Raw genomic sequence first — 19,225 nt, forward strand, 5'->3', positions numbered from 1 at the left:
TAAGGTATTGGTTCTCCGGAGTTCGGAGACGAGGTCTCGTTCCCCGACATGCGGCTTCAGTTCTCGATACACAATTCACTCCCCGGCACGCATTTACCTCGTCGGCGAGTGGACTGGGCTATGGCTTCACTTCCCGTCGAAGTCGTCTACGGACTCTATTTCGGCGTCCTGACCGGACTCGTCCCCGCCGCCGTTGCGTGGGTCTTGGGCTTCGGGTTCCGGTACCTCACCGGGGTGACGGTCCCCGGTCTCGCCGTCGTCGTCCTCGGCGTCGCCATCGCCGGTGCCAGCGGCGGCCTCATGGCGCTTACCGACCCGACGATTACGCAGTCGGACAATCAGGTTCGGTTGACGGTCGCACTGCTCGTCGTCCTCATGGGGTCGCTCTACGCCCACAACCGGGGTGACGCCTTCGCGAACGAGATTCCGCGGAAGATGTTGCTTCGAAAACTCACCGAGCGAACCCTCTCGACCGACGTGGTGGAACTCGTCGGCGGACGCGGACTGGTTCGTATCACCGTTTCGGGCGACGTTGCCGACGTGGAAGGCTACCCGCCGGTTCCCGAGGACATCCAAACCGCCATCCGAGACGGCGAGTGGACGTTTCCGGCTGACATCCCGCTTGTCGAACTCGAATCCCGTTTCGCCGACCGACTCCAGACCGAATTCGACCTCGCGGCGGTCGAAGTGACGCTCGACGAACGCGCTCGCGCGACTGTCGCCGCGGCCGCTCCGTACGGCGGTCTCTCGAAGCGACTCTCCCCGGGGAAACGGGCGATTTCCGTCCGCGCGTTGGTTCCGACGGGCCTTACAGTGGGCGACGAGGTGTCGGTCGTCACCGGCGAGCAGGCGCTCTCGGCGACCGTCGTCGGTATCGGGGACACCATCGAGTCAGAAATCGTCGAAAGCGATGACGAAGACTCGGAGGCACCGAGACCCGCTCCGCGTGCCCCGACGGCCGCGGGCGGTGACGGGCAGGTGACGCTCGCCGTCGCTCGGCAGGACGTTGACGCGCTCGTCGGGGGCGACATCGACCGACTCGTCGTCGTCTCTCGCGGCGTCCGGCGCGAGTTCGAACTCGTGTCGCTGCTCCGCCGCGCGGGAAAGCGGTTCTCCAGACTCACTGTCGGTGCAGAAAGCCCGTTGGACGGGATGACGCTCAGAGCGGTCGCCGTCCGCGACACCTACAACGTCGTCATCCTCGCGGTTCGACACGAAGGGACGTGGACGATGGCCCCGCGAGGCGACCAAGAGGTGAGCGCCGGGGACACGCTGTTCGCCGTGGGCGCTCGACCCGACCTGTCCGCATTCGAGGAGGCAGTCGCATGAGCGGGTTGGAACTGCTACTTGGGCAGGTGTCGGTCCCGCCCGCGAGCGACCCGCTCGTCAGGTCGGTCCTTCGTTTCGTCGGGCTCATCGTGGGCGCGTTCGTCGCTTCCGGGGTCGCCGCGTTGCTCTATCGGTGGTACACCCGCGATATCATCCCGCGGGCGCTGGCCGTCCTCTTCGGGGCGGCGCTCGTCGCGCTCTACCTCAACACCATCGGGCTGTTCGGCGAATTTGCGACCGGAACCAACTCGAAGGTCTTCCAACCGGCGACGGTACTGTACAACGCTGGCGCGCTCGCCGGTGGTGCGCTCGTCTCGCCGGGTGGCCGCCTCGTCGGTGACCGAATCGCCACGGACGTGTTCGCCGTGGCCGGGGCGAAAGAACTCGACGCCGACGTGAGTAAGTTGGTCCGAGCCGTCGGTCGCGTGACGACGGTCACGCTGCCGGAGGATATCGAGGACATCGAGGCCTACGACCCGGTCTCCGAGGCGGTCAAAGAGCAACTGCGCGCTAAGACGCTCCTGTTCCCGCGCCGCCTTTCTGTCTCCGAACTTCGGGACCGACTCGTCACCCGAATCAAGGACGACCACGGCGTCGGCCACGTGGACGTGGAGATTGCGGACGACGGAACTGTCCCGTACCTCGCACTCGGTAGCCGGGCCGCTGGCCTCGGACCGACCTTGGGGCCGGGAACCGTCGCAATCGCAATCCGCGGCGACCCCGGTCCGGGTGCGGCCGCTGGCGACCCGGTACAGGTGTGGGCCGTCCCGAAGGCGGCCACTGACGACGATGCGGTGGATGACAGAGACGGCGTGGCTGATGGCGCTGGCGACGCCACCACGCAGTCTGCCCCGGTCGAATCGGAGACCGAACCTGCCGACCCGACGCGGGTCGCGTTCGGTGAACTCCGGGGAGTCGCGGGGGACGTTGCGACGGTTGCGCTCGACGAGGTAGACGCCGAACGGCTCTCGGGGGCCGAGGAGTACCGCCTCGTCACCCTTCCGGCAAGTCCGCACGTGGACCGCGAGTTCGCATCGCTTCTCAGGACCGCGGACGAGACGATGGCCGTCGTCACGGTCGGCGAGGGGTCAGCTCTCGACGGTGCGGACGTGGCTGCTGTCGATATCACCGTTGTCGCCATCCGCACGCCGAACAGGCCGGTCGAAGCCATCCCCGCCCGCAGTCGCTTGTTGGCGGCCGGTGATACCCTGTACGTCGTGGGTCGCCCAGAACTCCTGCGGCAGGTCGAGCGACAGGCCTCCGAAGGCGCACAGACGGATGGGAGCGGTGAGAGTGGTTTCGGCGACGAAAACAGCGACGGAGAGGACGACAGCACAGCCGGCGGCGACCACGACCCGCCGGCGCAATCCTCATGAGTACCGAGCGTGGAGACGGGGGTATGGAGTGGAAACTGTTCGCCGACCTCGCGGAGGTCGCCGGGTCTCGTACGGTCGAAGTCGAGGTGGACGGCGACGCCACTGTCGGCGACGCCCTCGACGCGCTGGTCGGTCGGCATCCGCCGCTCGAAGCACGGGTATTCGCCGACGACGGCGGACTCTACGACCACATCAACGTGTTGCGGAACGGCGAGGCCGCCGTGCTCGACGACGCGGCCGAAGTCGGCGACGAACTCGCCCTGTTCCCGCCAGTCAGCGGCGGGTGAGGAATCGAACTACGGCCCCAACTCGGAGATTCGCTTCCACAGGAGAACCCCGAAGGATGCCGAATCAGCCCAGAGTCGCTTCCCGCGTTTCGGCGGCGAAAACGGGGCGATTCGTTGGGTCGCAACCGTCTGTGACTCTGTGTACTTCAGCATGCCGCGCCGACCGTGGCGGCGACCGATGCCCGAATCTTTCATCCCGCCCATGGGAGCGTCGAACGAACCCCACGCAGCGGCGTAGGCTTCGTTGACGTTGACGGTTCCGGCTTCCAGTCTCGTGGCGACCTGTTCGCCGCGTTCTGTATTCTCCGTCCAGACGCTCGCGTTCAGTCCGTAGGCCGAATCGTTGGTCTGTTCGATGGCGTCGGAGACGGTTTCGACCTCGTACAGCGAGACGACCGGGCCGAACGTCTCTTCGTCGGCGAGCGTCATTTCCGGAGTCACGTCGGTCAGAATCGTTGGTTCGTAGAAGTACGGGCCGAGGTCCGGTCGGGCACGCCCGCCGGTGAGGACCGTCGCACCCTTCTCGACGGCATTCTCGACGTGGGCTTCGACCGTTTCGAGCAACGCGTCGTCCAGAAGAGAGCCAACGTCGTGGTCGTAATCGTACCCCGCATCGAGCGTGAGCGCGCGCGCCTCACGGACGAAGGCGTCCCGGAAGTCGTCGGCGACCGACTCGTGGACGTAGATTCGTTCGATAGAAATACAGAGTTGTCCGGCGTTGGCGAAACACCCTCTGGCCGCGCCGCGGGCGGCCCGTTCGACGTTCGCATCGTCGAGGACGAGAAGGGCGTTTTTCCCGCCGAGTTCGAGCGAGCACTCCGTGAGGTGGCGACCCGCCGTCTCGGCGATGGTGCGACCGACTTCCGTGCTTCCGGTGAAGCTTACGTAATCGACCGCCTCGATGAGCGGTTCGCCGAGGGTCGGTCCCTCGCCGGTGACGACCTGCACGGCGTCGTCTGGAAGCCCACACTCGCGCAGGAGTTCGAGCCCCCAAAGCGCCGTAAATGGCGTCCCCTCGTCGGGTTTGATGACGACGCCGTTGCCCGCGAGTAACGCGGGAATCGCCTCGGAGATAGAAAGCGACAGCGGATAGTTCCACGGTGAGATGATGCCGACGACGCCGACGGGGTGGTGATGCTCGACAGTCTTCGTCAGGAGTGGAATCGCACCGCCGCGGCGTGTCGACCCGAGGACTTGTCCGGCGTGATTGCCGTAGTAGCGTGCGGCCGTTGCGGCATCGAGCACTTCTTCGAGGGCGTCGACGCGGGCTTTCCCGGTTTCGGTCTGAATCACGTCGAGAAGGTCCTCGCGCCGGTCGAGGAGCGCGTCGTGGAACCGCCGAATGACGGCAACGCGGTCTTCGACCGGCCACGCGGCCCACTCGTCTGCCGCAGCCCTCGCTTTCGAGACGGCGTCTCGAACGTCGTCGGGTGTACACGATGGAACCTCGCCGACGACGCTGTCGTCGTACGGAGCGTGAATCGGAAGCGAGTCGCGGTCTGTTCGAGTCGGTTCCTCGCGGTCTGTCGGTCCCGAAACGAGGCGGGCGAGTGCATCCAGTCGCTCACGGGCGACCGGTGAAGCAGGGGCGTCGACCATACGCCCCACTTGGGCGCGAGGCTACTAACCAGCGTGGAACGAAGTAGAATGGAGAGGTCGTTTGGGCGTTACTCTTCGGGCCGCGGCAGTGCGGTGAAGAGGGTCTGGACGATAGAAAACGGGTCGTAGACGGACTGGTGGCACTGACAGTAGACGCCGTCTTCCGCGTTGAACTTAGCGGCGTCGGCAGCCTGCTTGTATCCGGGGACACAGCAGAAGTGCGTACACTTGTTGAGCCACGCGATGACGCCCTGGTCCGTCGAGGCGGCGAGCCAGTCGTTGTCCTTGGCGGCCTCTTCGATGCGCTCGGAGCGGATAATCTGAATCGGCATCGTGTCTTCGGCGTCCTGCGAGCGCCACGTTCCGGTGGCGGGCTTACCGAGGCCGGACTTTCCGATGTCGTTGCCCCACTCCTTGTAGTCGCCGAAGTCTTCGATGTTCAGTTTGTCACCGACGCTGTAGGCGTCTTTCTGCCACGCGTAGCCGCCCGAGTCGGATCGGAAGTAATTGTCAGACTCGTAGTCGGGTGCGAGTCCACCGTAGGACTGGACACCGCAGTACTGGAACCACGCCGAGGAGTAGGTGACGCCGGAGCCCTTGTAGTCCTCAGTCTCGGCAACCTGGATGTCGATACCGTTCTGTGTGACGGTCTTGACCTCCGGCCAGACGCCTTTGATGAACCCATCGCTGTCGATTTCGATGGGAATCTGAGGCATCCCGCGCGGAGCGGGACCAGCCGTGTTCTCGATTGCGTACGCCTGCGTCGGACCGCCACCTGCACCTGGGGAGGTAGTGGCGGAGTTGATGGCGGCCGCACCAGTCGTTCCCACGCCCGCGAGCGCCGCTCCCCCAACGACGCCTTTGACAAACCGACGGCGACCCGAGTCGTCGGGGTACTTGTCGCTATCGCTCATACCAGCAACTTCGACCCGTCCAGTAAAAGCGTGACGAATCCCCCGTGTGACCGCTCCCCACGAAACTGCCGTCCTCAGTAGTGTGGGCCTCTAAATACCCGGGATTTCGAATTGCGAACAGAATTAGCCAGTCGTTTACAAACGTTTGTTTAGAACGGCAATTCGGGCAATTTTTCGGCGCTACGCCTGCCCTTTTACAAGGTGGTACTCCTAATTGAGTAGGAGATGCGATTGCACACCAGAGACGTCAGACAGGACGTTCGCGAGCTGGGAGCGCTGCTCGGGGACGTACTGGAAGCCCAAACCTCCACGGCGTCGTTCGAAACGGTAGAAGAACTTCGGCAGTCTGCCATCGCTTACCGAAAAGGCGAGGCGGGGTCCCGCGAGGCCCTCTACGATGTCGTCGACGACCTCGACCCTGAGACCGAAAGCGTCGTTGCCCGCGCCTTTACGACCTACTTCGAACTCATCAACCTCGCAGAAGAGCGCGAGCGCGTTCGCGTCCTGCGCGAAGCCTCTCAGGAGGGGACACTCGAAGACGGAATCTTGGACACGCTCGACGCCCTCCGCGAGGAGGAAGTCGACGAGGACCTCCTCGGGCGCGTGCTCGAAGACGTACTCATCGAACCGACGTTCACGGCGCACCCGACCGAGGCGCGTCGGAAGACGGTAAAAGCGAAACTTCGCTCTATCGCCAACCGACTGGAGGAAGTCGACGAGCGACCGCTCACCGACCTCGAACACGACCAGGAGTGGCGACACATCGTCGCCGAAGTGACGAGCCTCTGGCAGACCTCACAGGTCCGCAACCGCCGTCCGGAACCCACCGACGAGGCCAGAAACGTCCAGTGGTATCTGGAGAACATCCTGTTCGACGTGGTCGGCGAAGTGTACGAAGAACTCGAAGAGGAGTTCCACGACGAGTACCCCGACCTCGACGTGCCGAAGCTCTTTGAGTTCCGGTCGTGGGCTGGTTCCGACCGCGACGGCAACCCCTTCGTCACGCCCGAGGTGACAGAAGAGACGCTCGCCCGCCAGCGGAGCGTCGTCTTAGAGAAGTACAGTGACGCCCTGAAACGACTCTCTGGTGTGCTCAGTCAGGACGCCACACGAATCGACCTCGGCCCCGAACTGGAGCGGTCACTGAAGGCCGACCGTGAACTGCTTCCGGTGGTTGCCGACGAAGTCGACGAACGGTACCCCGACGAACCGTACCGCCAGAAGCTGAAGTTGATGCGCGAGCGCCTGCGCCGTATCGAGGACGTTCGCCCCAACGGCTACCGCGAACCGCAGGAACTGATGGACGACCTCGCGGTCATCGACGCCAGCCTCCGCGGAACCGGCGCCGAACAGGTCGCGGACGTGTACGTCGAACCCCTGATGCGGCAGGTCGATACGTTCGGCTTCACGCTCGCCAGCCTCGACCTCCGCGACCACCAGAAGAACCACACAGAAGCGGTCCACGAGGCGTTCGCCCACGAAGGAATCGACTACCGCGGTCGCCCCGAGGAGGAGCGCGTCGAACTCCTCACCGACGCGATGCTCCAGGAAGAGTCCGTCATCGACCTCGACGAACCGGGCGACGTGTCTGAGACGGCCTCGCGCGTCCTCCGCCGGTTCCAGAAACTCGGCGAGTGGCAGCGCGAGTACGGCGTCAGCGCCATCGACACCTACTGTATCTCGATGACCGAAGAGCCGTCGCACGTCCTCGAAGTTCTCTTCCTCGCCGACCAGGCGGGCGTCGTCTCCCTGCCGGACCACTGCGGACTCGACGTGGTGCCGCTCCTCGAAACCGAGTCGGCGCTCAACGGCGCGCGCCGCATCATGGGGACGCTGTTCGAAAACGACGCCTACAGCAAGGCGCTGGCGGCCCGGAACAACGTACAGGAGATTATGCTCGGGTACTCCGACTCGAACAAAGAAAACGGCTTCCTCGCGGCCAACTGGGACCTCTACAAGAACCAGCGTCGCCTCGCCGACATCTGCGACGACTTCGACGTGACGATGCGGTTGTTCCACGGCCGCGGCGGGTCCATCTCGCGCGGTGGCGGCCCGATGAACGAAGCCATGCTGGCGCTCCCGAACGAGACCATCACGGGCCAAATCAAGTTCACAGAGCAGGGCGAAGCCATTGCCGAGAAGTACGCCAACCCGCGCATCGCCGAGCGCAACCTCGAACAGATGCTCAACGCCCAGATTCGGGCGCGGTTGCAGGCGATTCGTCAACCCGAAGAATACGTCCCCGACGAGTGGATTGATGCCATGGACACGATGGCGGCGGTCGCCCGCAAGGAGTACCGTGACCTCCTCGAATCGGAGGGCTTCGTCTCCTACTTCGAGCAAGCGACGCCCATCACCGTCATCGAGGAACTCAACCTCGGGTCGCGCCCGGCCTCGCGGTCGGACGAGCGCAGTGTCGAAGACCTCCGCGCCATCCCGTGGGTGTTCTCGTGGACGCAGTCGCGGTGTATCCTCCCCGGTTGGTACTCGCTGGCCGCGGGCGTCGAAGCCTACCTCGACGACGGCGGCGACATCGAGACGCTCCGCGAGATGTACGACGAGTGGCTGTTCTTCCGGAGCACGTTCGACAACGCCGCAATGGCCATCGCCCGAACCGACCTCGAAATCGCGTCGGACTACGCGGACCTCGCGGACGAAGACCTTCGGGAGACGTTCTTCCCGCGTCTTCAGGCCGAATACGAGTCCGCAGAGAGCCTCATGCTGGACATCGTCGGCCGCGATGGGCTTTTGAAGCGGGAATGGCTCGAAGACAGCCTCCGCCGCCGCAACCCCTACGTCGACCCGCTGAACCTCCTGCAGACCCATCTGCTCGCACAGGACCACCGGACCGACGAGGAAGAACGAACCCTGCGGCTCACCGTCAAAGGAATCGCCGCCGGGATGAAGAACACCGGCTGAAAAGCGAGTAGAGAAAAGACAGCACGTTCCGGCCACCCACCGGAACTACTGTCTCGGTTCGCCCCCGACCCGCCGCGTCAGGCGCGCCGGAGGTCGTACGGATTCGAGCAGACAGGACACGTCTCGCGCGTGAGACGGTACTCTGATTTGATGCGCTGTCTGACGCCGTCGAAGTCGGCGTCTCCCTCGTAACTCGGTTCGACTTTTTGACCACAATGTGGACAGGCCACCACCACTGTCATCATACGAGATACTACGGGCGAGTCTATCATATACGTTGACCTAGATTGCGAGCCAGTCGCACAAAAGAACCGCAGCAGTCAGCTACCGCCGCGTCAGACCTGATTCCACGGCGCTTCGTCGAAGTCCACGATTCGGTGGTCGGCGCCGAGAGCATCGATGGCCGCAACGTCGTCGTCGGAAAGTTCGATGTCGAGCGCGGCGAGGTTGGCGCGGATGTGGTCGGGCGAGGCGGCCTTCGGAATCGGGGTCGCACCCTTCTCGACGAGCCACGCGAGCGACACCTGCGCGGGCGAGGCTTCGTGTTTCTCCGCGATTTCGACGAGCGTGTCGTTCTCGGCGACTTCGTTTCGCGCGATAGGCGAGTACGCGACCAGATGGTGGTCGTACTCGTCGGCCATCGAGAGGAGTTCCTCCTGCTGGAGGAGCGGGTGCATCTCGACCTGGTGGGCGAAAAGCGGCGTGTCGAGGCGGTCGATTGCCTCTTCGAGTTGGTCGGGACGGAAGTTGCTGAGGCCGATGTTGTCGACCAGCCCTTCTTCGACGAGTTCGTCGAGCGCCGAAAGCGTCTCGTCGGGGTCGTAGGCGTTGATCGGCCAGTGGACGTACAGCAGGTCGATTGTCTCGACGCCGAGTTTTGCGGCCGATTCGCGGGCCGTCTCCAGTACGTCGTCGGAGCCGAGGTTGTCGGTGTCGAGTTTCGTCGCCACGAAGATGTCGCCGATATCGACATCGGACTCGGCGAGGGCTTCGCCGACAAACTCCTCGTTGTCGTACATCTGCGCCGTGTCGATGTGGCGGTAGCCCACGTCGAGAGCGGTCGTTACGGCCTCGACGCACTCGTCGCGGTCTTCGAGTTTGTACGTCCCGTAGCCGAGTTTCGGGAATTCTTTCATACGCGAGTACACTCGCGGGGACCGTTCAAAGGCTGCGGTTGCGGAATACCACGCCCACATTTAGGTTCGTCGCGCCAGTCGTCAGCCTATGCCCTCCGAGAAAGAGAAGATGCTCGCGGGCGAGTTGTACGACGCCAGCGACCCGGAACTCGTCGCCGAGCGAAAACGCGCGCGCCGACTCACCCGCTTGTTCAACGACACCGACGAAACCGAGACGGAGCGCCGCGAGGAACTCGTCCGCGACCTGTTCGGCGACGTCGGCGATTCGTTCGAAATCGAACCGCCGTTCCGGTGTGATTACGGCTACAACATCCGCGTCGGCGAGAACTTCTTCGCCAACTTCGACTGCGTCTTTCTCGACGTGTGTCCCATCACCATCGGCGACAACTGCCAAATCGCACCGGGCGTCCACATCTACACCGCGACGCACCCGCTTGACGCGGCAGAGCGCATCAAGGGTCCCGAGTCTGGCGACCCAGTGACGATTGGAGACAACGCGTGGCTGGGAGGTCGTGCGGTCATCAACCCCGGCGTCACCATCGGCGACGACGTGGTGGTCGCCTCCGGAGCCGTCGTGACGGAGGACGTTCCAGACAGCGTGGTTGTCGGTGGGAATCCGGCACGAGTCGTCAAAGAACTGGAGTAGCTGACAGTTGTCTCGCCGTCTGTCGATTCTTCAGATTTCGGGGATGTGCGGGCCTCTGGCACACGATGTTGGCTCCGAAATCGTTTTGAAGTACGCTTGCACACGGTCAGTATGCCGACGGACGAATACGACCCCGACATGGGGCGCAAGTTCATTTTCGTAACCGGGGGTGTCATGTCCGGCCTCGGGAAGGGTATCACGGCCGCCAGCACCGGCCGACTCCTGAAGAACGCCGGGTTCGACGTCACCGCGGTCAAAATCGACCCGTATCTGAACGTCGACGCGGGGACGATGAATCCCTACGAGCACGGCGAAGTGTACGTGTTGAAAGACGGCGCGGAAGTCGACCTCGACCTCGGGAACTACGAGCGGTTCCTGGGCATCGACATGACCGCCGACCACAACATCACGACGGGGAAAACGTACCAGCACGTCATCCAGAAGGAGCGTGCCGGAGACTACCTCGGGAAGACGGTCCAGATTATTCCGCACGTTACCGAGGACATCAAGCGCCGCATCCGCGAGGCGGCCGAGGGAACCGACGTGTGTATCGTCGAAGTCGGCGGCACTGTCGGCGACATCGAGTCCATGCCGTTCCTCGAAGCCCTCCGCCAGTTCGCCTCCGAGGAGGAAGACGGAGACGTGCTCTTTACCCACGTTACCCTCGTCCCCTACTCGAAGAACGGCGAGCAGAAGACCAAACCCACACAGCACTCGGTCAAAGAACTCCGGAGTATCGGCCTGCAACCCGACATCCTCGTCGGGCGCGCGGACGACAAACTCGACTCGGAGACGAAGACCAAGATTGCGCAGTTCTGCGACGTGCCGGACGCCGCTGTCTTCTCGAACCCCGACGTTCCGGACATCTACCACGTCCCCCTGATGGTCGAAGAAGAAGGTCTCGACGAGTACGTGATGGAACGCCTCGAAATCGACGACGAGGCGCTTCCGAAGGCCGAACGCGACAACCGCTGGCGCGAACTCGTGACCGCCGAGCGCTCTGGCACCGTCGACATCGCGCTCGTCGGCAAGTACGCCCTCGAAGACGCCTACATGTCCATCCACGAGGCGCTCAAGCACGCGGGCATCGAGTGTGGCGTCGACGTGAACATCCTGTGGGTCGATGCCGACGAGATGCACGACAAGCACGAAGCGCGTCTGAAAGGCGCGGACGGCGTCGTCGTCCCCGGCGGCTTCGGCTCGCGCGGAACCGACGGCAAAATCGAGGCAATCCGGCACGCCCGCGAGAACGACATTCCGTTCCTCGGGCTGTGTCTCGGCTTCCAGATGGCGGTCGTCGAGCAGGCCCGCAACGTCCTCGGCCACGAAGACGCCCACTCGACCGAACTCGACGAAGACACGTCGTACCCGGTTATCGACCTGCTCCCCGAACAGTACGAAGTCGACGAGATGGGCGGTACGATGCGCCTCGGTGCCCACGAGACGGGTATCGACGAAGGAACCCTCGCGGAAGCGGTCTACGACGGGACCTCCTGTACGGAGCGTCACCGCCACCGCTACGAGGTGAACCCCGAACTCATCGACGAACTCGAATCCGAAGGCCTCCGATTCTCCGGCCGCGCAGAAAACCGCATGGAGATTCTGGAACTGGACGACCACCCGTTCTTCTTCGGGACGCAGTTCCACCCCGAATTCCGCTCCCGACCCGACCGCGCGAGTCCGCCGTTCCTCGGCTTCCTCCGAGCGGTTCTCGGCGAACTCGACGCACGTGAACTCGACAGCGAAGAGGTGACAGCATAATGGTAAACGTAGACGAATTCATCGAAGACGCAACAGCATCGATTCGCGACCAAATCGGCGACGAACACGCCATCATCGCCCTCTCGGGCGGTGTGGACTCTTCCGTCGCGGCGACCCTCGCGTACGAGGCCGTCGGCGAGCAGCTCACTCCTGTCTACGTCGATACCGGCCTGATGCGCAAAGGCGAGACCGAACAGATTGCGGACACCTTCTCCTTCATGGAGAGCCTCCGCGTCGTCGATGCCGAAGAACGGTTCTTCGACGCCCTCGAAGGCGTCGTCGACCCCGAGGAAAAGCGCAAGGTCATCGGCGAACAGTTCATCCGCGAGTTCGAGCGCGAGGCGAAAGAGACGGACGCGCAGTACCTCGTGCAGGGGACCATCTACCCCGACCGCATCGAGTCCGAAGGGAACATCAAATCCCACCACAACGTGGGCGGGCTTCCGGATGTCGTCGACTTCGAGGGTATCGTCGAACCCGTCCGCGACCTCTACAAGGACGAGGTCCGCGAGGTTGCACGCGCGCTCGGCCTCGAATCCATCATCGCCGAGCGGATGCCGTTCCCGGGTCCGGGCCTCGCAGTCCGCGTCCTCGGCGAAGTGACGCCCGAGAAGGTCGAAGTCGCGCGCGACGCGTGTCACATCGTCGAAGACGAAGTCGAAAAGCACGACCCGTGGCAGGCGTTCGCCGCCGTGGTCGGCAAGGGTACCGGCGTCAAAGGTGACAACCGCGTCCACGGCTGGATTGTTTCGGTCCGTTCCGTGGAGTCCCGCGACGGCATGACCGCCCGCGCGCAGGAACTCCCGTGGGACACCCTCCAGCGCATCCAGTCGCGCATCACCGGCACGAACGAGAACGTCGCCCGCGTCGTCTACGACGTGACCCACAAACCACCGGCGACCATCGAGTACGAATGACGACGGCACTCGTCGCCGGAACCGACCCAGAAGGTCTCGGCGAAGCGCTCGAATCGGAAGGCGCAACCATCGTTCGAATCACCGGCATCGCCTCCGCCGAATCGCTCGGTGAGGCGGGCATCGACGAGGCGGACCTCCTCGTCCTCACCGACATGGACGATGCGACGGCCATCTCGGTGGCGAAGGAACTGAACCCCGACGTTCGCGTCGTGACCTACTCACGGGACTCGCTTCCCGAGTTCGCAAAAGGTCAGGCCGACCTCGCGGTCGACCCCGACCTCCTCGCGGTCGACGTAGTCGCCGAAGAACTGGTCTGAAAGCCGCCCGTCGGTCACGCTGACCGACCGTTTTTGCGGTTCGTGTTTCCTGTTGAGTAGTGACGCGCGTGTTTCCTGTTGAGTAGCGATGCGCGTGTCCCTCGCGCCGTGGCCGGTGGCGCGTCAGCGTTGCAGCCGGGTGGCCCGTCTCGACCGGAGCACAGTCGGGGAAATCGACAGCCAGCGTCGCCCGTTTCTCGGTCAAACTCGGCGAAAACCGGGAACAACCGTCCGTAATTTTCGCCGAACGACCGCAACCCAGTACAGCGATTTCCACCCTTCAATACCGATGGGGCCACAGCCAAGGATGCGGAAACGCGCCGGATGCCGCCTGTACCATGCCCGGTCTTGCAGGCACGGCGTGTGAAGAGATTCGGCCAGCGTGTGGCCGCTTCATGAGCACTTCGGTCACCTGCCCGGGTGACCTTCGACAGACAGCACGACAGACACACCGCTAGAACACAGACACAATGACACTCAACCGACGAACATTCGTCACGAGCGCCGTTGGAATTGCCGCTGCAAGTACGGTCGGCATCGCCGGCTGTATGGGTACCGCGTCCGCCACGACCGGAACGCTCTCGACGCGCGTGAGCGACAACCCCGGCGACATCTCGGACTTCGAATCCTGCCTCGTCACTATCTCGACGGTGCGGATACAGCCGAAAGACGGCGACGCGAAGTCCTTGGACGCAGACGGTACCGAAGTCGACTTGGTCGAGCTGCAGGGCGACGCCTCCGCGCTCGTCGACGAGTTCGAAGTCGAGACGGGGACCTACGAGTATCTTCAGGTCGAAGTCAGCGGAACCGACGCCACCCTCACGGACGGTTCCGAGGCGACCGTCGAAGTCCCCGGTTCCGCCCCGCTGAAGTTCGACACGTCGTTCGAGATTCGCGCCGACCAGACGACGACCTTTACGGCGGACTTCACGCCCGTGAAGGCCGGAAACGCCGGAAAGTACGTCCTCCAACCCGTCGCCGACGAGGTGACGGTCGTCTACGAGTCCGACGAGACGACCACCGCGAACGCGACGGACTCCGAGACGACAACAACCACGACTGCGAACACGACGACGACGAGCGAATAGCCACCGCACCTCCAGACGACTCCCCCGCCGCACCTCCAGACGACTCCACCTCACAGGTCTCCGGTGACGTGGTCTCCCTTTGGCCATCCCTCTTAGTACCTGCCTAGTCACGGTGCTATCGAACTCCCTAATCGACAGACAGCGTCGGGGAATGGCGGCCCTCGTTGCCATGGTCGCAACTCCCTTTATCAGTGCCCCCTGACACACGGGTACATGGTACGGGTCTCGGTCGGTGCGCGAATCCACTTCGGCTTTCTCAACTTGAGCCTCGCCCGCGACCGTCTCTACGGTGGGCTGGGTGTGGGGCTCGACGAGCCACGGGTGGTCGTCTCCGCCGAACCCGCCGCAGAAGTCCAGTGTCGGCATCCCGTTGCCCGTGAGTACGTCGACCGTGCGGCAGCTCTCCTCGACATCGACGGCGTCGACGTGGTTGTCGAACGGTCGCTCCCCCGGCACACGGGCCTCGGTAGCGGGACGCAACTCGCGCTCGCCGTCCTCCGGGCGGTTGCAGTTGCGACGGACACCGACACCGACGTTCGGAAGTTAGCACCCGAAATGGGTCGTGGCGGGCGGTCCGGTGTCGGCGTCGCAACCTTCGAATCGGGCGGTGCCATCATCGACGCCGGCCATCCGACAGCGCGCTTTACCACCGACAGACCCGACGACGGCGAGTGGACCGTGCCGCCGGTCGTTGCCCGCCACCCGGTCCCCGACGATTGGCGGTTCCTCCTCGTCACGCCGGACGTAGACCCGGGGAGAAACGGGACGGCAGAAGAAGCGAGCATGCGGACTGTCGTCGAGCGCGCCGACCCGACGACGAGCGACCGAATCGCTGGTATCGTCACCAGACGACTCCTGCCGGCGCTCGCCGAGGGGTCTGCCGAGCGCTTCGGGGATGCAGTCGAATCGCTCGGCCGTCTCAACGGCACGTGGTACGCCGACGAGCAAGGCGGTGTCTACCGGCCGCCGGTCGGCGCTATCATCTCCTCGTTAGACGAGTCGCCAGCGGTGTTCGGTGCCGGGCAGTCGTCATGGGGGCCGTCGATTTACGGCGTGACCGACGCCGAGCACGCGGACGAAGCAGTCGACGCAGGGCGGGCCGCGCTCGACGAGGCAGCTGTGGACGGAACCGTGGCCATCTGCCGCGGTCGAAACCACGGCGCACGAGTCGAGTAAGGAAACCACGGCGCACGAGTCGAGTGAAGGGTACGTACCGCCCCGAAACGACTAACCGACGCGGCCGAGTCGGTGCCGACATGGAGTGTATCCCCTTCGGGGTCCCCCGACTCGACGGCATCATCGGCGGCGGCGCACCGCCGGGGAACGTCGTCCTCCTCGCGGGGGAGTCCGGTGCTGGCGCGCGCGAGTTTCTCTACACGAGCGTCACGATGAACGGCCTCGCACACGCCGACGAAGAACTGTTCGACCTCCACTACGGTTCGCTCGACGAGTCGGCCAGTCCGCCGCCGGAGATTCACTACGTCTCGTTCACGTCCGGCGAGTCGTACCTCCACCGGGAGATGAGCTATACGATGGACGACGAAATCGTCGACGCCGCCACCGAATACATCGACTTCCACGACCTCTCTTCTGAGTACTTCCAACTCAGCGCGATTCCCCGCGAGTGGTATCTCGGCCAGACGACCACACTCGACGACCTCGGAAGTCGCCACAACCGCGAATCGGTGTTGAACGCCCTCGGGACGACGCTGAGCGAATACGCCCCCGGAAATCTCGTCGTCATCGACTCCGTGACCGACCTCATTGCAGGCATCTCCGACGAGATGACGTGGTCGGACATCGCAATGGTGATGAAGGGACTCGCCACGGCGTCACACCGATGGGGTGGACTCATCCTCGTTCTCGTGAGTACCGAGGCGCTGTCCGACACCCAACTCGGTCTTCTGAAGGGTGCAGCTGACGGGACGCTCATGTTCTCGTGGGAGTCGGGTGGGTCGAAACGCGCCCGAACGATGGTCGTCCAAGAGTTCAGAGGCGTCCTCTCGCAACTGGAAAGCGAGAACATCGTCCAGTTCGAGACAGAGATAAACGAGAGCGGACTGGACGTGAGCGACGTTCGGAAGATTCGCTAAGACACCGGCACGAGCCAGATGGCGTTCTTGTCAGCTGATTCTCACAGACGGTAGCGGGGCGACAGTTCTTAAGGTGCAGTAACTAAATTGCTACCAGCATGGCAGGGGATGACGGAGGTTCGTTACCGGATGACCTCCGCGAATGGGTCGACGAACGTGCCGACGCGGAGGGTGTCGACCGGGCGACGGTACTCACGCGGGCACTCACTACCTACCGACTCGCCGTGACCGATTCGGGCGAGTCGGTCGACGACCTTGAGTCACATCGCAGCCGACTCGACGACCTCGAAGGACAACTCGATGCCCTCGAAGACGACGTTGACAGCCTCGAAGGCGACGTTACGGGCCAATTCGACGGTTTCCAAGCGGATGTCGACGAGAAGATAGAGGACGTTCGGATGCGCATCGTCCAGGTCAAACGCGAGGCTGATGAGAAGGCACCGGCCGACCACGACCATCCCGAACTCCAACAGCAAATCACTCGTGCGAGCACCGGTGTCGAGGCGGTTCGCGACCGCGTCGTCGAACTCGATGAGCGCGTCGATGCCGGGTTCGACAACTTCGAAGAGGTGCTTTCGTACCTCGACGAAACCACAGCGGACCTCGAAGAGAAGCTTCGTGCGGTCGCACAGGCGCTCTTGGACGTTCGCGCGCAAACGACCGACATTCAGGCGGCGGAACTCGAACGAAAAGCGCTTTCCGACCTACTCCGCGTCGCCAACGACGCCAACGAACGCAAAGCGAAGTGCGACGCGTGCAGCGAGACGGTTCACCTCGACCTCCTCACCGAACCGCGGTGTCCGGCGTGTCAGTCGCCATTTCGCGAACTGTCCCCCTCACGCGGCTTTTTCGGCTCTGCGACGCTCCACACCGGCACCCCACCGGCCCTCGAAGGTTCCGACGAGCTGACAGACGAGATGGACGACATCCTCGACGAGGCGGCCACTGCGGACCCCGAACCGAACGCACACCCTGCCTCCCAAGAAGACGCCGGCCACACCGAAGCGACGGCCAGCGGGGACCACAGCGATGACTGATTCCGACGACGACCGTTCAGCCGACAACGAGGACGCACGGCACCCGGCCGACGACACCAGTGAGGAGTGGGACGGCCCACAAACGGACGACTCCCAAACGGACGGCCCCGACCGCACAGAACCGCTCTCCGATATCGCCAGCAGAGTTGCCGAGCGCCGCGCCCACGCGAGCGTCAGGGGGGACGACGAAGACGAGTTGTTCGAGGCGGTGAGCGTCGACGAACTCGACGGTGAGGACGTGTGGACCTCGCTCGTCGAAGAGACGAAAGAGGAGGACCCGGACATGGGCGTCGGTATCGGTGCGTCCGCGGAACCCGTCGACGAGCACGGCACGGCCAGCGAACACGTGGTCCCGAAAACCGAGTTCTGCCAGCGCTGTGAGTATTTCTCCAACCCGCCGGAGTTCGCCTGCACCTACGCGGGGACCACTATCGTCGAGATGCCCGACAGCGAGCACTTCCGCGTGCGCGACTGTCCGATGGTCGACGACGACGACTGAAATTCGAGGCGACCGACCCCGCCGGACGCGCCGAAGTGACACATTCTTAGTTCCGGCCCCACCTAGTCCTCGTATGCAGTTTTGCGACGAGTGCGGTTCGATGATGGTCTCACAGGACGGCACGATGACGTGCACGAACGACGAGTGCGGCGCGACTGCCGACCGCGACGAGGACCTCGCAGCACAGTTCGTCTCGACCGAGGCGCAGTCCGACGACGAACTCATCGAGACCGAAGAGGGTGCGGACTTCGAGGGCAAACCCACCGCGAAGGATGTCGTCTGCGACGACTGCGGCCACACGGAAGCGTGGTACACCATCAAGCAGACGGCGTCCGCGGACGAACCGCCGACGCGGTTCTTTAAATGTCAGGAGTGCGGGTATCGGTGGCGGGAGTACAACTAACGGCACTTCTCCCACGGGGACACGCCTGTTCCGCCCCCAAGTCGATTCCCCGAATTCGAGAATCATCGAGACGACCAGATAGGGACACAACGTGGTCACCTAAGAGGAACGCGTCGCGCGACGCACATTCCGGGCACCATGACGACAGCAACCTATCCCTTCGACCCCGACGTGGAGCGACGATGGGGCAACAAGGGAGAGTCACTGACAGCGGCACTCGTTGAATCGGCACTCGAACTCGGCGTCGACCCGAGTCGGGAGTCCACACAACTGCAAGACATCTTGGACGTTGACTCGCTCCAGACGCTCGCCGGGAGTTCGGGACAGACAACGAGGGTCCAGATATCGTTCGAAATCTGGGGGCTTCGGTACGCCGTCACGCCGCTCACGGTGGCCGCGGCGAGTCAGCCCAGAACCGAAGTATAGCTCCCCGACGTGGAGCTACAGACCACACCGTTTCCCCCGTCATTTATTGTCAGTAGAACGTGAATATCCGCGTATGCCCCTCCAAACCCGACTTCGAAACTGGTTCCGCCCGTGGCACGCCGTGGTCTTCGCCGTCTTCGCGGCCGGAACCGCGTGGTCCCTTCGCGGCAAGCCACTCGAATTGTCGACGGTTCTCATCGCCGTCGCAGGTGGGTTGTTCGGCGCTGTCGTCTTCCAGTTCACCGTCGGCAGCGTCTGGGCGTACATCGTCGAGTACGCCAACGCGGGCGGGAAGTGGACCGACGGGCCGTTTCTCGTGCCGTTCGGAATTGGTCTCACCACCGGTGCGGTGACGTACGTCTACGAGGCGTCTGTCGGTGCCGCGGCGTGGGCAGGATTCTGGGCGTTCGTCGTCTCGGCGGCCGCCCTCGCAATCATCGCGCAGTTCTACGCCGGGTACCGCGAGTCCGCGGTTTGA

Annotated in this window: 20 protein-coding genes; 16 read left to right on the plus strand and 4 right to left on the minus strand. The window is 63.8% G+C overall.

Annotated features, from left to right (window positions below; all coding sequences use genetic code 11):
* Nucleotides 1–120 precede the first annotated feature (120 nt).
* From ACH9L7_RS02075 to ACH9L7_RS02085, 3 genes are read left to right on the plus strand one after another with little or no spacing between them, the layout of a single operon-like run.
* Entirely contained in the window at nucleotides 121–1,329 is a 1,209-nt protein-coding gene (locus ACH9L7_RS02075) for a potassium channel family protein (RefSeq protein ID WP_396612093.1), read from the plus strand.
* Nucleotides 1,326–2,705, plus strand: a complete 1,380-nt coding sequence (locus tag ACH9L7_RS02080) for a cation:proton antiporter regulatory subunit (RefSeq protein WP_396612094.1) — start codon at nucleotides 1,326–1,328, stop codon at nucleotides 2,703–2,705. Before ACH9L7_RS02075 ends, ACH9L7_RS02080 begins: the two co-directional genes overlap by 4 nt.
* Nucleotides 2,706–2,728: 23 nt before the next feature.
* Nucleotides 2,729–2,992: a ubiquitin-like small modifier protein 1 gene (locus ACH9L7_RS02085; RefSeq protein ID WP_396612095.1), complete on the plus strand. Its 264-nt coding sequence runs from the start codon at nucleotides 2,729–2,731 to the stop codon at nucleotides 2,990–2,992.
* Nucleotides 2,993–3,001: 9 nt separating this feature from the next.
* Here the strand turns inward: ACH9L7_RS02085 and ACH9L7_RS02090 are convergent, their stop codons facing one another.
* Both ACH9L7_RS02090 and ACH9L7_RS02095 read right to left on the minus strand, forming a co-directional pair.
* On the minus strand, nucleotides 3,002–4,591 hold the full coding sequence (locus tag ACH9L7_RS02090; protein ID WP_396612096.1) for a succinic semialdehyde dehydrogenase: 1,590 nt from the start codon (nucleotides 4,589–4,591) through the stop codon (nucleotides 3,002–3,004).
* A gap of 68 nt (nucleotides 4,592–4,659) precedes the next feature.
* Nucleotides 4,660–5,505: a ubiquinol-cytochrome c reductase iron-sulfur subunit gene (locus ACH9L7_RS02095; protein WP_396612097.1), complete on the minus strand. Its 846-nt coding sequence runs from the start codon at nucleotides 5,503–5,505 to the stop codon at nucleotides 4,660–4,662.
* 225 nt (nucleotides 5,506–5,730) lie between these two features.
* Here ACH9L7_RS02095 and ppc point away from each other — a divergent pair, with 225 nt between their 5' ends.
* Nucleotides 5,731–8,424 carry a phosphoenolpyruvate carboxylase gene (gene ppc, locus ACH9L7_RS02100; protein WP_396612098.1) on the plus strand — a complete coding sequence of 898 codons (2,694 nt, stop codon included), beginning with the start codon at nucleotides 5,731–5,733 and terminating at the stop codon, nucleotides 8,422–8,424.
* Between the two features lie 77 nt (nucleotides 8,425–8,501).
* Here the strand turns inward: ppc and ACH9L7_RS02105 are convergent, their stop codons facing one another.
* Together ACH9L7_RS02105 and ACH9L7_RS02110 are read right to left on the minus strand one after the other, a co-directional pair.
* Nucleotides 8,502–8,669 (minus strand): hypothetical protein, encoded by a 168-nt coding sequence (locus tag ACH9L7_RS02105; RefSeq protein ID WP_396612099.1) that lies wholly within the window; start codon nucleotides 8,667–8,669, stop codon nucleotides 8,502–8,504.
* Between the two features lie 90 nt (nucleotides 8,670–8,759).
* The gene (locus ACH9L7_RS02110) at nucleotides 8,760–9,560 is read right to left on the minus strand and encodes an aldo/keto reductase (protein WP_396612100.1); all 801 of its coding nucleotides are present in this window, start codon (nucleotides 9,558–9,560) and stop codon (nucleotides 8,760–8,762) included.
* A gap of 88 nt (nucleotides 9,561–9,648) precedes the next feature.
* On the opposite strand from ACH9L7_RS02110, the gene ACH9L7_RS02115 reads away from it, so the two are divergent.
* The 12 genes from ACH9L7_RS02115 (at nucleotide 9,649) to ACH9L7_RS02170 (ending at nucleotide 19,225) form a co-directional block, all read left to right on the plus strand.
* On the plus strand, nucleotides 9,649–10,206 hold the full coding sequence (locus ACH9L7_RS02115) for a maltose acetyltransferase domain-containing protein (RefSeq protein ID WP_396612101.1): 558 nt from the start codon (nucleotides 9,649–9,651) through the stop codon (nucleotides 10,204–10,206).
* Between the two features lie 111 nt (nucleotides 10,207–10,317).
* Nucleotides 10,318–11,967, plus strand: coding sequence for a glutamine hydrolyzing CTP synthase (gene pyrG / locus ACH9L7_RS02120; RefSeq protein WP_396612102.1), 1,650 nt, complete (start codon nucleotides 10,318–10,320; stop codon nucleotides 11,965–11,967).
* Nucleotides 11,967–12,884: a glutamine-hydrolyzing GMP synthase gene (gene guaA / locus ACH9L7_RS02125; protein WP_396612103.1), complete on the plus strand. Its 918-nt coding sequence runs from the start codon at nucleotides 11,967–11,969 to the stop codon at nucleotides 12,882–12,884. Before pyrG ends, guaA begins: the two co-directional genes overlap by 1 nt.
* Complete coding sequence (locus ACH9L7_RS02130; protein WP_396612104.1) at nucleotides 12,881–13,201, plus strand: CTP synthetase; 321 nt, start codon at nucleotides 12,881–12,883, stop codon at nucleotides 13,199–13,201. The genes guaA and ACH9L7_RS02130 overlap by 4 nt, the downstream gene beginning before the upstream one ends.
* Nucleotides 13,202–13,671: 470 nt before the next feature.
* Nucleotides 13,672–14,289, plus strand: coding sequence for a DUF4382 domain-containing protein (locus ACH9L7_RS02135; protein WP_396612105.1), 618 nt, complete (start codon nucleotides 13,672–13,674; stop codon nucleotides 14,287–14,289).
* A 213-nt stretch (nucleotides 14,290–14,502) separates the two neighbouring features.
* Nucleotides 14,503–15,465 carry a beta-ribofuranosylaminobenzene 5'-phosphate synthase family protein gene (locus tag ACH9L7_RS02140; RefSeq protein WP_396612106.1) on the plus strand — a complete coding sequence of 321 codons (963 nt, stop codon included), beginning with the start codon at nucleotides 14,503–14,505 and terminating at the stop codon, nucleotides 15,463–15,465.
* An 80-nt stretch (nucleotides 15,466–15,545) separates the two neighbouring features.
* On the plus strand, nucleotides 15,546–16,382 hold the full coding sequence (locus ACH9L7_RS02145) for an RAD55 family ATPase (protein ID WP_396612107.1): 837 nt from the start codon (nucleotides 15,546–15,548) through the stop codon (nucleotides 16,380–16,382).
* Between the two features lie 98 nt (nucleotides 16,383–16,480).
* Nucleotides 16,481–17,419, plus strand: coding sequence for a hypothetical protein (locus ACH9L7_RS02150; protein WP_396612108.1), 939 nt, complete (start codon nucleotides 16,481–16,483; stop codon nucleotides 17,417–17,419).
* Nucleotides 17,412–17,918: a hypothetical protein gene (locus tag ACH9L7_RS02155; RefSeq protein WP_396612109.1), complete on the plus strand. Its 507-nt coding sequence runs from the start codon at nucleotides 17,412–17,414 to the stop codon at nucleotides 17,916–17,918. Before ACH9L7_RS02150 ends, ACH9L7_RS02155 begins: the two co-directional genes overlap by 8 nt.
* Nucleotides 17,919–17,991: 73 nt before the next feature.
* Nucleotides 17,992–18,321: a transcription factor S gene (locus ACH9L7_RS02160; protein ID WP_396612110.1), complete on the plus strand. Its 330-nt coding sequence runs from the start codon at nucleotides 17,992–17,994 to the stop codon at nucleotides 18,319–18,321.
* A 138-nt stretch (nucleotides 18,322–18,459) separates the two neighbouring features.
* The gene (locus ACH9L7_RS02165) at nucleotides 18,460–18,747 is read left to right on the plus strand and encodes a hypothetical protein (RefSeq protein WP_396612111.1); all 288 of its coding nucleotides are present in this window, start codon (nucleotides 18,460–18,462) and stop codon (nucleotides 18,745–18,747) included.
* A gap of 73 nt (nucleotides 18,748–18,820) precedes the next feature.
* Entirely contained in the window at nucleotides 18,821–19,225 is a 405-nt protein-coding gene (locus tag ACH9L7_RS02170) for a hypothetical protein (protein WP_396612112.1), read from the plus strand.

Origin of the sequence: Haloferax sp. S1W (assembly GCF_044593955.1) — an archaeon.
GTDB lineage: Archaea > Halobacteriota > Halobacteria > Halobacteriales > Haloferacaceae > Haloferax.

Coding starts and splice junctions, on each gene's coding strand:
- ACH9L7_RS02075 (WP_396612093.1), top strand. CDS start 121: ATGGCTTCACTTCCCGTCGAAGTCGTCTACGGACTCTATTTCGGCGTC.
- ACH9L7_RS02080 (WP_396612094.1), top strand. CDS start 1,326: ATGAGCGGGTTGGAACTGCTACTTGGGCAGGTGTCGGTCCCGCCCGCG.
- ACH9L7_RS02085 (WP_396612095.1), top strand. CDS start 2,729: ATGGAGTGGAAACTGTTCGCCGACCTCGCGGAGGTCGCCGGGTCTCGT.
- ACH9L7_RS02090 (WP_396612096.1), bottom strand. CDS start 4,591: ATGGTCGACGCCCCTGCTTCACCGGTCGCCCGTGAGCGACTGGATGCA.
- ACH9L7_RS02095 (WP_396612097.1), bottom strand. CDS start 5,505: ATGAGCGATAGCGACAAGTACCCCGACGACTCGGGTCGCCGTCGGTTT.
- ppc (WP_396612098.1), top strand. CDS start 5,731: ATGCGATTGCACACCAGAGACGTCAGACAGGACGTTCGCGAGCTGGGA.
- ACH9L7_RS02105 (WP_396612099.1), bottom strand. CDS start 8,669: ATGATGACAGTGGTGGTGGCCTGTCCACATTGTGGTCAAAAAGTCGAA.
- ACH9L7_RS02110 (WP_396612100.1), bottom strand. CDS start 9,560: ATGAAAGAATTCCCGAAACTCGGCTACGGGACGTACAAACTCGAAGAC.
- ACH9L7_RS02115 (WP_396612101.1), top strand. CDS start 9,649: ATGCCCTCCGAGAAAGAGAAGATGCTCGCGGGCGAGTTGTACGACGCC.
- pyrG (WP_396612102.1), top strand. CDS start 10,318: ATGCCGACGGACGAATACGACCCCGACATGGGGCGCAAGTTCATTTTC.
- guaA (WP_396612103.1), top strand. CDS start 11,967: ATGGTAAACGTAGACGAATTCATCGAAGACGCAACAGCATCGATTCGC.
- ACH9L7_RS02130 (WP_396612104.1), top strand. CDS start 12,881: ATGACGACGGCACTCGTCGCCGGAACCGACCCAGAAGGTCTCGGCGAA.
- ACH9L7_RS02135 (WP_396612105.1), top strand. CDS start 13,672: ATGACACTCAACCGACGAACATTCGTCACGAGCGCCGTTGGAATTGCC.
- ACH9L7_RS02140 (WP_396612106.1), top strand. CDS start 14,503: ATGGTACGGGTCTCGGTCGGTGCGCGAATCCACTTCGGCTTTCTCAAC.
- ACH9L7_RS02145 (WP_396612107.1), top strand. CDS start 15,546: ATGGAGTGTATCCCCTTCGGGGTCCCCCGACTCGACGGCATCATCGGC.
- ACH9L7_RS02150 (WP_396612108.1), top strand. CDS start 16,481: ATGGCAGGGGATGACGGAGGTTCGTTACCGGATGACCTCCGCGAATGG.
- ACH9L7_RS02155 (WP_396612109.1), top strand. CDS start 17,412: ATGACTGATTCCGACGACGACCGTTCAGCCGACAACGAGGACGCACGG.
- ACH9L7_RS02160 (WP_396612110.1), top strand. CDS start 17,992: ATGCAGTTTTGCGACGAGTGCGGTTCGATGATGGTCTCACAGGACGGC.
- ACH9L7_RS02165 (WP_396612111.1), top strand. CDS start 18,460: ATGACGACAGCAACCTATCCCTTCGACCCCGACGTGGAGCGACGATGG.
- ACH9L7_RS02170 (WP_396612112.1), top strand. CDS start 18,821: ATGCCCCTCCAAACCCGACTTCGAAACTGGTTCCGCCCGTGGCACGCC.